Genomic DNA, 14,141 nt, shown 5'->3' with positions numbered 1-14,141 from the left:
AGCGAACTTATCGCATGGGTCAAATGGGCAAGGCACTGTAGGATCCCGGTGTTTGTGGAGCTGCAGAGAAAGATCATGCGCCACAAGGATCATATCCTTAACACTATCGAGCTTGGTGTGACCAATGCCCGCATTGAGGCAACCAACAACAAGATAAAATTGCTTATCCGGAAGGCGTATGGATTCAGGGACGTAGACAGTATGATCGATATGGTTTTGCTATACTGTTCTGACCTGAAAATACCGTTACCAAATCGCAACCGTGTAAAGTACGCTTAAGCCGCATGGCATGAGGACTTCAGCGTATTTAACTAACCACACTCATGCCAGAAGAGCCTTTTTATGCTGCTTATAATGTGTACTTTGTAGTGAAAAACGGAAAATGGGATGATGGCACTGATGCTACCAAGGTTGTAAAAGTTGGCCCAACTACACAGTTCAGATTGCCTTATGATAAGATTCCCGAGGCAGGAACAATGCCGAATGCGGGCTATTCACCCGGTAGATGGAGCAAGATACCTGATACAACAACAGTAATCAGATCCGGTACGACATATACATACACATATTGGTCTGCAGCAGGGGCTGCTTTCGAAACGGTAAAAACCGCTAAAATTGCAGATGTGGACATGCTTGCCAAGGCAGATGATAATGCAGTATGCCGCAATTTGATAGCGGATGCAAAAGATGAAATTGATGAATATGTTTATGAAGACGAAATGACCCAAGAGCAAAATACGGCAGTATTAGATGAGATTGAAGACAGATTAAAGAGAGATCTTTCATTCGAGAGAGAAAGAGCTGCTAAAATCGCGGAAGTAGAGGGATTTGCTAAATCAGGTGATAATGATGAATGTAAGAAGCTTATTGCCGATGCAAAGACAGCTCTGGAATCCTATTTCTATGACGAAGATAAAACATTAGATAATAATAAAGCGGCTCTGCAGGTGATTATAAATGAATTAAAGCAAAAGCTGCCGGCAGAGAGGATAAAAGCTGCAAAAATAGCCAAAATTGCAGAGGTTGAAGCACTTGCTAAAGCAGATGATAGCGACGCATCAAAGAAACTTATAGCTGATGCTAAGGCTGCATTAGAAGCATATGAATACGATGATTCCAAGACCGAAGCAGAGAATATTGCTGCTTTGGAAGCGATTGTCTCTAAACTCAAGACAGATCTTGAAAAGCAGCGCGAAGCTGATAAACCCCAAACAGACGATAATACCGTGATTAATCCCGACGGAACCAAAACTGTTACGAAAGTAAGGGAAGATAGTAAGGGATCGATAGAAATCGTAGTAACAACTTATGATAAAGCAGACAAAGCAATTTCAGAATATGATTATCAGCTTGCCAAGAGTGGAACACTGGACCTTAAGAAGGTTAGTGTCAATAACAAGAAAGTTGTCATACCTGACACTGTAAAAGCCGACGGCAAAACTTACAAAGTAACAAGGCTTAAAAAGGGCTTCATGAAGAAGTGCAAAAAGGTTACAGCTGTTGATGTGGGTAAAAATGTAAATACTATTGATAAGAATGCTCTCACAGGTGCTAATAAGGTAAAGACTGTTACTATCAGAAGTAAGCTTAAAAAGGTCGGTAAGGGTGCTTTTAAGGTTATGAAGAAGGGTACAATTAAGATGAACGTCAGCAAGAAAGTCTATCAGAAAAACCTTAAACTTATCGAAAAGTCGGGAATAAGCGACAATGTGAAAATAAAGAGAGTTAAAGGCAAAAAGTAATGAAAAATCGCTTAAAATATAAGGGTTGGTGGTATAATGATATGATGTATGAAACTTGGAATTTAAGCGATTGGTATTGCTGAAAACAGCTGACAAAATAGGATAAAACGAGTGGTAAATTTAGAAGAAGAATTGAACTACGATGTCCCCAGGGCAATCCTTGTGGGACTTAATTACGACAATAGAGACGAAGCGAAATTCGAAAGATCAATGAAGGAACTTAAGGCTTTGACAGAGGCCTGTGATCTTGTGCCCGTTTTTACGGTGACACAGACACTTCCTCATCCCGAGGGCAGTACGTTCATCGGAAGCGGTAAGGTGGAGGAACTTAAGAACCTCATAGGCATGCAGGATGCGGACATTGTAATCTTCGGAGATACGCTTTCACCGATTCAGATAAGGAACCTCGAGAGGATTCTCGATACCGAGGTCATAGATAGAACAGGCCTGATTTTGCAGATTTTTGCTGAGAGAGCCAGGACCAGAGAATCCAGAATGCAGGTTGAATATGCACAGCTTCAGTTTATGCTCCCGAGGCTTGCCGGAATGAGAACCGAGCTCAGCCGTCAGGGCGGAGGCAGCGGCAGACTTTCCAATAAGGGTGCCGGAGAGAAGAAGCTTGAGCTTGACAGAAGAAGGATTGAGCACAGATGCGCCGAGCTTAGGCGAGAGCTTGAGAATGTGGAGCGCGAGAGGAACACGCAGCGTTCGAAGCGACTCTCAGCTGACCTCGCCAGAATATCGCTGGTGGGCTACACCAATGCCGGCAAGTCCACGCTCATGAATGCTATGCTCGATTCGAGCCATGTGGAAGAGGTGTCCGATAAAAAGGTCATGCAAAAGGATATGCTATTTGCGACGCTTGATACCACCGTCAGAAGGATAGACATTCCGGGACACAGACCTTTTCTCCTTTCGGATACTGTTGGATTTATTGATGAACTGCCGACAACTCTTGTAAAGGCATTCAGATCAACCCTGGCAGAGGCTGTCTATGCAGATCTTTTGCTGGAGGTCATAGATTTTTCAGATCCGGATTACATGAATCATATGGAAGTTACCGAGCGCACTCTCAGGGAGATTGGTGCGGGTAAGGTGCCGATAATTTACGTCTTTAACAAGGCGGATCTTGTGATTGACAATTCCGAGCATGCTTCCATGACTATTCCGCATGTCCGCGATGACAGGATTTATATGGCTGCTGAGGATGGCATCGGAATCGACGAACTTGTGACACTGATTGAGCGCACCCTTGAGGGAGAGAAGGCGGAGTGTGAATTTTTGATCCCGTATTCAGATGGCGCGGCTCTACACGAGCTTACGAAGCGGTCTGAAGTTCTGGAGACTGAATACCTTGAAGAGGGCACGAGACTTTTAACAAAGTGTGGAAAAAAGGTGGCTATTCAGTACATGAAATACGCAATTTAGAGGTGAGAGGGGAACCTACATGGAGTTTAACAAAAGGATAAGTATACAGGCAGGTGGCAGGCTTATCCGGAAATCAATATACTCAGCCGTGATTGCTTTTATAAATGCGGTGTGCATACAGGCCACGCTCTCGCACGCATGCTTTGGCTGGAACACAATAGAGCATTTTAAATGGATGGCGTACTTTCTGGTTTCATTTATCGCCGCATTTGTTTTCTTCTCATTGATGGATTATATACGTCTGCACAGCGGACATAGCGTGACAGGAGATGACACAGCATTTTCCGTGAAAAGATGGCTCGGTGCAGCAATCCTTTTCTTCGTGTGCTGGCTTCCCTACCTTATCATCTATGCTCCGGGTCTTGTGAACTATGACACGGTCAACCAGATTAAGGATTTTCTAGACGGGGTATCTGCGGTTCCGTTTGGCTATGCACCTGGCCAGGAAGAGGTGACGGTACTTTTCAATGCGCATCATCCCGTGTTTGTGACGCTGATTTTCGGAAGTTTTATTAAAATCGGTATCCTTATGGGAAAACCGGCTGTGGGCCTTACTTTGTACATACTCTTACAGATGGTACTGGCAGCGCTTGTTTTCTCCTATGTGATAGAGAAGGCATGGACCGGAGGAGATAAAAAGAGCCCCGTGGCAAGGCGGGTTATTACTACATTTATTGCACTGTTTCCGGCTATTCCGTATTACGTCTGCAACATGCTTAAGAATTCACTTCACTCGATACTCATCGTCTTGTATGTGTTTATGTTTCTGCAGATAGCGATAAACGGGCACGTCTTTTCAAAAAAGGAGAGGATACTGTGGATAGTTCTGTCGATCCTGGTGGTTCTGACTCAGAATACAGGTGTATATTTTGTTATTCTGACCGGGATTTTTCTTGCTATCAGGGCGAGGGAGGAACGGAAAACTGCTATTATCGCATCTGTTACCTCAGCACTTTTGATGCTGATAATACTGCCTAAATTGATATATCCCATCTTCAACATATTCCCCGGTGGAAAGCAGGAGATTCTCGGAACTCTTTTCCAGCAGACCGCCAGATACGTGAGGGATTATGGAGAAGAGGTGACGGAGGAAGATATAGAGATCATCTCGAAGGTGGTGGACTACGACACTCTTGTAAACAACTACACTTTTGAGACGACGGATAATATAAAGGCGACCTACAATCTGCATGTGACGAAGAAGGAACTTTCCGATTATTACAAGCTATGGCTTAGGCAGGGGTTAAAGCATCCCGGTGCATATTTTAGAGCAACTCTCCCCATCTGTGGAATGTACTTTGCCTCCGGGTATGACATCGGAATATTTGACCATATACCTACGGATGAAGGGATTTTCGCGCAGATTCGCCATGTGAATCCTGAGGGAGTCTATACCTCCATGACGGAGATTTACGAGTGGATCAGATCCTTCCCAGGACTTTGCATTTTATTCCAGCACGCACTTTATGTGCTCTGGATTCCGGCATACTGCGTATACAGACAACGATCTATCGATAAGAAAAAGAGCCTTTTGTTCATTGTTCCTTTTGTGGTGAATATGCTCTTTTTGATAGTAAGTCCTATGGTTTATTCGAGATATGCATTGCCGATGATTTTCACATCACCGATACTTTTATACATGACCCTTTTAAAGGATTAAGAGGTGCACTATGGATACGGAAATTACAAAAAGCGGAAGAAAAAATATAGGAGTGTTTTTTAACTGTTCTGAGGTTAGATTTCAGAGAAAATTCTGCCATGCGCTATCAAGCGCCGCCAAGAAGATGGACTATAACCTTCTTTTCTTCATGACGTTCGAGGTCATTGATGACGAGAGCGATTTTAACAAGATGAATGAAAAGATGATGAAGTTTGCGCCGATAGAGCATCTGGACGCCATAATTGTTGCCTATGATACTTTTGACAGACCGTCCATCAGACAGGTACTTGAGGATGAGATTAGGGCGAGAGCGACCTGTCCTGTTATCAGCTTCAGGGAAAAATACAAGGATTTTCTGTGCATCTCAAGTAACGCAAATGACGCAATTATCAATATAATCAATCACCTTGCGGATTATCATCACTGTAAAAATATAGCTTTTATGGCGGGCTATGAGGACCATTACGACAGTGATGAGAGACTTAAAAGGTATCTTGAAACAATGAAAGCCAAGGGGCTTCCTGTCTATGACAACTTTGTTTTCCACGGCGATATGTGGAGATTTAAAGGTGAGGAAGCTTTCAGATATTTCTTCCAGGACCCCGATCATATACCGGAGGCAATAGTCTGCGCTAACGACCATATGGCGAGAGCTCTGAGCAATGCAGCTATTGAGCATGGAGTGCGGGTTCCCGAGGATTTGAAGATAACCGGTGTCGACGATATAGCTGAAGCTGTGGAATACCATCCTACACTTACCACTGTTAGCGTAGACCTCGAAGGCATGGCTGAGCGCACCATGGAAGTGGCTGACAAGCTCATTAACCACCAGTATATAAAGAATGTTATAGCTGTTCCCGCGAAGATTATGTACAGAGAGAGCTGTGGCTGCTACGGTGAAGAGGTAATGGTTTCTTATCAGCAGCAGCTGAATCAGTACTATGAGAGAATGAGCCACCTGCTGGGACAGCCGCATAACCAGACAATGTTCCAGATCGACCTCGACGGATGCAATACAATGGAGGAACTTCTTGATACTATTCAGAGGAACGTTGATCTCGTGGTAAAGCATAAATCTCTTTATATATGCCTGTCCGGTGAGGAGAACGAAAACGGTGGCAGAACCTTTTCCGAGGATGTTATGGACGTTGTGCACCCTATCTTTGCGTACAACAAAGGACAAAGGCTCGAGATACAGAACAAATCCTTCAGGACAGACAATCTGCTCATGGTGGATGTATATGAAAAGAATAAGCCCAAAACCATATATTTTTCGCTGCTGCACGACAGCCATAATTGCATAGGATTTATGGCATCGGAGTTCGATTCCATGAAGGATACGGTTGATCAGTATTATTTTGACTGGGTTCTGAAAATATCGCTCGCCCTGAATAAGCATTTCATTTCAGCTGAGCTAAAACACCTTCTGGAGCAGACAAAACAGAAGAGTCTTACTGATTTCATGACCGGTATGAGTAACCGCCGCGGTTTTGAGATGTGGGTTTCAAAGAATACAAAGGAATGGATTGCATCTAAGGAAGAAATCGCATTCATGACGCTCGACCTCGACGGCCTTAAGAAGATTAACGACAATCTTGGACACGAGGCAGGAGATATGGCTATAGTAACTGCTTCCAAGATAATAAAAAAGAAATGCCCCAAGAGCGGCATCTGTGCGCGAACCGGCGGCGATGAGTTTCTCATGGTATTCCCTGCTTCAAAGGCCTCACCCGAGGAGGTGGCAGCCAAGATTGAGAGCAGTATGCAGAGAAAAAATGCAGCCGGAGCCTTCCCTTTCAAGCTGAGTATTTCTCAGGGCTGGTACATCACCAGGATGCAGCGAACCACCCGTGTGGAAGACTGTCTCGCCGAGAGCGACAAAAAAATGTACGAAATGAAGGACCTCCACCACCAGGACGAAACCCTGTAGCAAAATCCGCCCCGGGATATATGTGTTCGGAACCAGCCGATTATGCGCGTAGCGCAACGAGGCTGGGGACGAATACATATATCCCGGGGGCGTATTATTCAATAGAGTTTAGGGTATCAATACCGATAAGCTGTGTAGTAGATTTCGTAGGTGTCGGCGCCATCGGGAGGAGTGAGATCGTTCACTACTGTTTCGCCGGCTTTTACGTTGTAGTTACTGTTTACAACATAGGAATCCTCGAAACCTACGATATTGTGATCTTCATCGAAGAACAAAGTAGCTGCCTGGATGGTACTGATATCCTTGTCGCTATTGTTTGTTGCCTGGATGATCAGCTTACCGTTGCTGGACATTTCTGCCTCAAGGGTTACATCTTTTTGTGCAGGAACAATGTACTGTGCACTGTCGATATTGATCTTGTAATCGTAAGTTTCCGCATCATCAGAATCAAGGAAAAGGGCATAGAGCACAAACCACTGCCTGCCTACTACGTAGGAACTGTAGGATGAACCTGTTTCCAGAATATTATTGTTTGCATCATAACTAACGGTATCCCAGGATACCTCAAGATCCTCATCTGTATTGTTTTGGCATACGGCGATAAGGTACTTATAACCCCACTCAGAAGAGTGCTCATAGGTTTCCATTACCTGAATATCGGCATCGGGAGAGGTTGCGTCAATCATATCGCTATCGGTGGCTGCAGCTGCCAGGGCGGTGTTTGCTGAAAGTAAAAAAATAATCATCGCTGCCATGAAAGATTTCAATATTTTCATAGTAAGAGACCTCCTTTTCGCAAGAAATTTCCTACATATAATCTAGCTTAATCATGTGTACGTGACATGTCCGAGGTCTGTATTTTTTATAAAAAAAGGATGAAAAATATGGTAAGATAGGGATGCGGCACGCCGAAAAATCAGGAGGAGATACGTTAATGGCACAGCTATATTTCAGATACGGCGCGATGGGATCATCCAAGACAGCCAACGCGCTAATGGTCAATTACAATTATCATGAGAGAGGTAAAAACTCGATCATATTAAAGCCCGGCCTTGAGAACAGAGACGGAGCTACAATCATAAGATCAAGAATCGGTCTTCAGGCAGAGTGTATGCTTGTGGAGGATTTCCTTGATGAATACCACAGAAAGCATAAGATGATAGAAAAATACGATGCAATCATAGTCGATGAGGCTCAGTTCCTTACTGCAGAGCAGGTCGACATGCTCTCGGACATCGTTGATTTTGATAAGGTTCCCGTTATCTGCTATGGACTTCGCACTGACTTCCAGGAGAAATTTTTCCCGGGTTCTGCACGCCTTATGGAGATCGCAGACAAGATAGAAGAGGTCAAGACCGTCTGCTGGTGCGGAAGGAAGGCAACCTGCAATGCCAGAATATGCGATGGCAAGATCGTACGTGACGGCGAGCAGGTATTCATGGGCGGCAACGAAAGCTACATCGCCCTTTGCCGCAAGCACTTCAAGAAGGGAAAGCTCACGATATAAAACATAAGCCCCGGCAATATATGTTCAGACCAGACCGATTATGCGCGAAGTGCAACGAGGGCTGGAATGAATATATATTGTCGGGGCGTATTATTTTATAAAAAGATTACTTAATCGACCCTGCGTTAGATTTGTCTACAGGTGTGAAGGGAACCCATACATAGGTAAGGTCATCGGTGACGTACTCGACATCCTTTGTGGTTCCTTTTTTTGCAAGAGCGATAGCTGCTTCGATGCAGGCTGCGCCTTGGCCGGATGCAGACTGGAGAACTGTGAACTGCATGCCTCCGTTCATAATGGAAGCGCAACCGTCTGTTGTTGCATCAATACCTACAACAGGAATAGCAGAGGTATCAATACCCAGTTCGTCCATCGCCTGAACAACGCCGATAGCCATTGAATCGTTATTGCAGATTACGCAGTCATAGGGTTGCTGAGTTTTAAGGAAAGTCTTGAAACCATCGGCTGCCTTCTGAGTATCCCAGTAAGCTGTATCGTTGAATACATAGTTTACGTTTACGCCATTATCAATGAAATACTTTTTAACCGCATGAGTTCTCTTGGTAGCAGCGGGGTGTCCGGGCTGTCCCTGGAAAAGAACTACATTAAGGCTCTTCGGTTTTCCGAGAGTGTTCCATACATATTCGGCCTGCATGGTTCCTGCATCAATCTCATAACTACCCACATACATGTATTTGTCGGGCTTGAGATAATCGTCAGAGGGCTGTGTGTTGGTGAACAGAATTGGAATATCACCTGCTATAACCTCAAGCTGAAGTGCAGTATCGGCATCTACAGGATTGCAGATAATGGCATCGTAGCCCTTTGCTGCAGCATCTCTGAACTGCTGAACCTGCTCATCCACGGTGGCGCACGGGGTTCCTACATCTACAGTTACGCCATTTTTTGCACCTGCTTCAATTACTGAGTTCTGGACAAGCTCTTTGAAATCATCAAGAGTCAGTGTGGAGAAAAACACCTTCACACCGGATCCATCGGATCCGCCACCGGAGGAAGCTTTTCCGCATCCTGTCAGGGTGGATGCCGTAAGAACAAGAACTACAGCAATACTTAATAATTTAGTATAAAAATTCTTCTTCACGATAAGACCTCCTCTTAAATCTTGAACTTCTGAACATGGGAAGTAAGAGTGTCGGATGTGCCTGCCAGCTCGTGGGAGTTGTTTGCCACATCTTCACTGTGCTTGGAAATGTTCTTTGCTTCCACAACCATGTTCTCTGAGGTTGCCAGTATCTCATCAGCGCTGGCTGCCTGTTCTTCGGCAATGGCAGCTACGTTCGTTGCTACATCATCAACCTTTTCAACATCTCTGATCATTTCTTCTATGCAGTCATTTGATGCTTGTATGTTCTCATAAATCTGATCGAAGGTTTCTACAGCTACATGGATAAGCTCACTGTTTTCTTCAATGCTGTCGGCACTTGCATTAGCCTGGCCTACAGCCTCATCGATAAGTCTGTGAACTTCCTCAATCAGGTTGGAGATATTGGTTGCACTCTCTGAACTTGTCTGAGCAAGCTTTCCGATTTGAGTAGCTACAACAGCAAAGCCTTTTCCGGCTTCACCTGCTCTTGCTGCCTCGATAGATGCATTGAGTGACAACAGGTTTGTCTCTTCAGCAATTTCACCGATCATGCTGACAATATTTGTAATTTCTTCGGAAGCCTTTCCGACTTCGTTGATGGAATCAACAAGTTTGGTATTTGCGGTCTGGATACCATCCATGGCATGGGATAATTTTTCCATATCCTCGCGGCCCTTCTGGGAAATCTTTACGGTTTCCTTCATGCTCTCATCAGCCTTGACAGAATTGTCACGGGTGTCGGCAACAACAGCTGCAAGAGTGGTAGCATTGTTTGCAATATCGCCGACAGCTAAAGCAAGCTGATCAACGGTGTCGTTCAGCTGCTGCATTGCCTCAGCCTGTGACTGGGATGCATCGAACATGCTTCTTGAAACGGAATCTGAAGCCTCGGACTCTGCCTTAAGCTTTTCGGACTCTTCGCTGATACTTGATAGCATATGTCTCATGCTCTCAACGAATTCGGCGATCTTTCCGCCCATGGCACCGATTTCATCATTACTCTCTGCTTTGACATCAATCGTGAAGTCACCTTCACTCATAGCGTTGATACTCTTGGTGATGCCTGCAAGAGGAGCAATAACTCTGCTGACAACATAGAGAATCATGATGGTGATGAGAATGGTTGCTATGAGACCTGCAATTACAAGGTAATTTACAAGTTCTTTGATGCTGGCCATTATCACATCCTGTGCGATATATGAAACAAGTACCCAATCAGTTCCGGTTATTGTTTTGAAAGCAACTACATAGTCACCGATTTGTTTCGTTGTATAGTTTTCAGCGTTAATTGCCTTTGCCACGTTGGCAAGAAGAACATCACCATTGTCCTCCGCAATCTTAGTGGATACAAGAGCAGTGTCTCTGTGAGCAAGAATCGTATTATCATTTGTGTCTACGAGGAAAGAACTGGCCTTATCCATCTTGACACCTGAATTTACGATAATGGTGATTTTATCAAGGGTAACATCAGCTGCTATAACCTTGATAGATTCGTCGCCCATGTTTAAGATACCGGATGCACTTATAACATCCTTGCCCTGGGAGTTTGTATAGGAAGTTCCGTACTGAAGATTAACTCTTGAAAGACCCTGTTTATACCAGGTGGATTCAGTGGGATTCGCTTCCTCCAGAGTAGATTCGGTGGCCTTATAATATGCGCCATCGGCAGTTCCTATGCGCAGTCCCTCAGGGGAATCACTGTTATAGCCATAAAAACCATCTAAAATAGTCTGGAGCTGTGCTTCATCAGGGTTTGCAGCTTCTATGGACTGCTTTGCCGTTGAGAAATACTCCAGATTCTTATTTAGCCATGCAACGATGTTATCAGCCTGATTCGAAATTGAGGAATTCAGGTTGGACGTTGCAAGCTCGGTCATACGCTTTTTGGACATGGTAGAAGCGATGGCGATAAGAATGATGATCATGATTACTACGATAGGAACGATGTATAACAGAAGCTTGTTCCTTATCTTTCCGGTTTTGCGGATTTTTGTGGGCTTGTCACTCATAATGTCCTCCTTAGTAAAAAGGAAATAACTGTTATTTGATAAAAAATTGCGCTTAATTATTTCGATGATATGGCAATCCTATTTATCATTAATAAACGTATCATATTCCTATAAAAAGACTCTTTTTATATTCTTAAATTTGCATAAAATATTACGGAAAAAAGAACAAACTAAAATGATGTACTTTCATGGTTTTTGACGTGTTTTCATTGTAAAATTAGCCATAAAAGCATATACTTTTATGTAAATCAGCGCTAATTGCGCTAAGTAGAGATAGGGGGCAATTAAATATGGGTAATGATGAAGTGATGCAGAAATTACTGGACAATTCTAATAAGAGCCTTAAACTTCAGAAAATCAGAACTGTTTGCGTTCTGGTGATACTGGTTGCAGTGGGTATTTCGATTTTTGCAATTGTTCCCAGAGTCGTAAGCACTCTGGATAAGGTTGAGACGGCAGCGACTTCTGTTTACGAGACTATTGGCAAGGCAGAAGCCACAATAGATAATATTGATAAGATGGCCGAGTCACTTAAGTCCACCGGTGATAACATGAATTCGATTTTGAATGATAACGGTGATAAGTTGACAGAGTCTCTTGATAAAATGGCAAACATTGATTTCGACGGCCTGAATCAGGGTATTAAGGATCTTCAGGATGCGATCGGACCTTTAGCCAATTTTATGAACAAATTCAGATAATCTATAAACTAACTTAGGAGGGTATGAGAAATGGCAACAAAGAAGACTACAGATAAACTCAAGGATATTGCTAAGGATGTACAGGAGGCTGCAAAGCCCTATGTTGAAAAGGTAGAGCCCTACATCGAGAAGGCAAGGGAGAAGGCTGAGCCGATGCTTGACGAGGTTAAGGAGAAGAGCGCTCCCGTGATCAAGGATGTAAAGGAAAAGGCTGATCCTGTAATCAAAGACGTTATGGAAAAAGCAGATCCTGTAATAAAGGAAGTAAAGAAGAGAACTGCTCCCGCAACAAAGGCAATTAAGGAGCAGAGTGAGAAGGCTGCGGATGCGGTCAAGGCAGCAACTAAGGATATCACTGAGACAGCTGCCAAGAAGAGCACCAAGACAGAGTTCTTTATCCAGTATCAGGACTACGAAGTAAGAACTCAGGATATTGCTGATAAGATTCGTGAGCAGTACATATCTTTAGGCCACAAGGCATCTGACATCAAGGAGCTTCAGATTTACTTAAAGCCCGAGGAAAATGCTGCCTACTATGTGGTTAACCACAAAGACACAGGAAAATTTACATATTAAAAGAAAAGATCACCTGGCGAGAGTATTCAAGCCAGGTGAAATCATTGGAGCACTTATGGCTATTGAAAAGAAAGTATTTTTTAATCTAAAGCACTATGAATACGGCGAAGCATTCTTTGGAAGCTACAAAGGAATGCGTTACCGTCTTGCCAGAGAACCGCTTGAAAACGTGGTTTTCACACCTGTGGAGCAAAGAAATCCGGAATCCCGTCTTATGGCCACGGTCTGGCCCGAGCCCTACAGCTATCACGACACTGAGGATGAAAAGAAAATCTCTGAAAAGTTCGAGATTACAGAGGAAGGCTTCGACGCTGCCATCGCCTGGATAAACGAACAATACGAGTCGAATGAGTGGTAAATCAATTTTTTTCATAAATTTAAAAGGAAATACAGAATTCCCGCAGAATATTACTAAAGTGAGGAGTTTTTCCGGGATAATCCAAGATTTCAGGCTTGGTACCAGACTGGAGTGTGTATGAAAATACGTGAAAGCTTAGAAAACAGAGAAAGACTGAACCTAAGTCCGTATGCTACCCTTAGCATGAATTCCAGGGGGAGGAACACGGAGGAGGAACCCTGTGATATCAGACCTTGCTTCCAGAGGGACAGGGACAGAATCCTATATTCCAAATCTTTTAGGCGACTAAAGGATAAGACACAGGTTTTCCTGACGCCGGACGGCGATCATTACAGAACCAGAATGACCCATACGCTTGAGGTTGCCCAGAATGCCAGAACTATTGCGAGAGCGCTCAAACTCAATGAGGACCTGGCAGAGGCGATTGCTTTTGGACACGACCTTGGACACACACCTTTCGGTCATGCCGGAGAACGGGCACTCAATGAGATATGTCCCTATGGCTTTAAACATAACGAGCAGAGCCTTCGAACAGTGGAACTTTTGGAGAAGGACGGACAGGGACTCAACCTTACTTTTGAAGTAAGGGATGGAATTATCAATCATGAGATGGACACGACTCCCGTAACTCTTGAGGGAAGAGTGGTACGTCTTTCAGATAAGATTGCTTACATCCACCATGACATGGATGACGCTATCCGCGGAGGCATTCTTAAGGAATCCGATGTGCCTGAGAATATTTCAAAAGTAATCGGACACAGTAACCGCGAGTGGCTAGACACCTTTATCCATGACATTGTGGAGGCCAGCACCAATCACAACGACATCCTCATGTCGGAGGAAGTTCATGAAGCCCTTATGGCGCTTCGAGCTTTCATGTTTAAGAGCGTTTATACCAATCCGAAGGCCAAGAACCAGGAGGGGAAGGCCGAGAATCTTGTGAAGATACTTTATCAGTACTACATGGATCATGAAGATCTTCTGCCGGATTACCTGAAAAAACTCATGGATTCACAGCCAAAAGAAAAGCTTGTCTGTGACTACATAAGCTCGATGACAGACCGTTTTGCGATTGCAAGGTTCCAGGAGTACTTCGTACCCAAGAGCTGGAACGTACTATAGATT

Annotated in this window: 13 protein-coding genes; 10 read left to right on the top strand and 3 right to left on the bottom strand. The window is 44.0% G+C overall.

Annotated elements, in window-relative coordinates:
• The 5 genes from BLR42_RS07930 to BLR42_RS07910 form a co-directional block, all read left to right on the top strand.
• A partial coding sequence (locus BLR42_RS07930; protein ID WP_139165127.1) for a transposase occupies positions 1 to 279 on the top strand: 279 nt, incomplete at its 5' end.
• Between the two features lie 89 nt (positions 280 to 368).
• A complete protein-coding gene (locus BLR42_RS07925) occupies positions 369 to 1,742 on the top strand; it encodes a leucine-rich repeat protein (protein ID WP_207648526.1) in 1,374 nt (457 codons plus the stop codon).
• 111 nt (positions 1,743 to 1,853) lie between these two features.
• Positions 1,854 to 3,170 carry a GTPase HflX gene (hflX, locus tag BLR42_RS07920; protein ID WP_242879265.1) on the top strand — a complete coding sequence of 439 codons (1,317 nt, stop codon included), beginning with the start codon at positions 1,854 to 1,856 and terminating at the stop codon, positions 3,168 to 3,170.
• A 19-nt stretch (positions 3,171 to 3,189) separates the two neighbouring features.
• Positions 3,190 to 4,830 carry a DUF6020 family protein gene (locus BLR42_RS07915; protein ID WP_091868064.1) on the top strand — a complete coding sequence of 547 codons (1,641 nt, stop codon included), beginning with the start codon at positions 3,190 to 3,192 and terminating at the stop codon, positions 4,828 to 4,830.
• 10 nt (positions 4,831 to 4,840) lie between these two features.
• Positions 4,841 to 6,760, top strand: coding sequence for a diguanylate cyclase domain-containing protein (locus tag BLR42_RS07910; protein ID WP_091868062.1), 1,920 nt, complete (start codon positions 4,841 to 4,843; stop codon positions 6,758 to 6,760).
• A 116-nt stretch (positions 6,761 to 6,876) separates the two neighbouring features.
• Here BLR42_RS07910 and BLR42_RS07905 read toward each other — a convergent pair whose 3' ends face one another.
• The gene (locus tag BLR42_RS07905) at positions 6,877 to 7,536 is read right to left on the bottom strand and encodes a hypothetical protein (protein ID WP_091821651.1); all 660 of its coding nucleotides are present in this window, start codon (positions 7,534 to 7,536) and stop codon (positions 6,877 to 6,879) included.
• 158 nt (positions 7,537 to 7,694) lie between these two features.
• Between BLR42_RS07905 and BLR42_RS07900 the strand changes: the two genes are divergently transcribed.
• Positions 7,695 to 8,267, top strand: a complete 573-nt coding sequence (locus tag BLR42_RS07900) for a thymidine kinase (RefSeq protein ID WP_091821648.1) — start codon at positions 7,695 to 7,697, stop codon at positions 8,265 to 8,267.
• A gap of 106 nt (positions 8,268 to 8,373) precedes the next feature.
• Here the strand turns inward: BLR42_RS07900 and BLR42_RS07895 are convergent, their stop codons facing one another.
• Positions 8,374 to 9,369 (bottom strand): substrate-binding domain-containing protein, encoded by a 996-nt coding sequence (locus BLR42_RS07895; RefSeq protein WP_170832683.1) that lies wholly within the window; start codon positions 9,367 to 9,369, stop codon positions 8,374 to 8,376.
• Positions 9,370 to 9,383: 14 nt separating this feature from the next.
• Positions 9,384 to 11,381, bottom strand: a complete 1,998-nt coding sequence (locus BLR42_RS07890) for a methyl-accepting chemotaxis protein (RefSeq protein ID WP_091868057.1) — start codon at positions 11,379 to 11,381, stop codon at positions 9,384 to 9,386.
• Between the two features lie 290 nt (positions 11,382 to 11,671).
• Here BLR42_RS07890 and BLR42_RS07885 point away from each other — a divergent pair, with 290 nt between their 5' ends.
• From BLR42_RS07885 to BLR42_RS07870, 4 genes are all read left to right on the top strand, one after another.
• Entirely contained in the window at positions 11,672 to 12,082 is a 411-nt protein-coding gene (locus BLR42_RS07885) for a hypothetical protein (RefSeq protein ID WP_022760775.1), read from the top strand.
• A gap of 30 nt (positions 12,083 to 12,112) precedes the next feature.
• Positions 12,113 to 12,658, top strand: coding sequence for a DUF6465 family protein (locus BLR42_RS07880; RefSeq protein ID WP_022760774.1), 546 nt, complete (start codon positions 12,113 to 12,115; stop codon positions 12,656 to 12,658).
• Positions 12,659 to 12,713: 55 nt separating this feature from the next.
• Positions 12,714 to 13,016: a hypothetical protein gene (locus BLR42_RS07875; protein ID WP_026499190.1), complete on the top strand. Its 303-nt coding sequence runs from the start codon at positions 12,714 to 12,716 to the stop codon at positions 13,014 to 13,016.
• A gap of 117 nt (positions 13,017 to 13,133) precedes the next feature.
• Positions 13,134 to 14,138: a deoxyguanosinetriphosphate triphosphohydrolase gene (locus BLR42_RS07870; RefSeq protein WP_091868055.1), complete on the top strand. Its 1,005-nt coding sequence runs from the start codon at positions 13,134 to 13,136 to the stop codon at positions 14,136 to 14,138.
• Positions 14,139 to 14,141 lie beyond the last annotated feature (3 nt).

The sequence above is a fragment of the Butyrivibrio sp. INlla16 genome, from assembly GCF_900104155.1.
Classification (GTDB): Bacteria; Bacillota; Clostridia; order Lachnospirales; family Lachnospiraceae; genus Butyrivibrio.
Note: the sequence above shows the minus strand (reverse complement) of the source record. Positions and strands in the feature narration are given on the sequence as shown.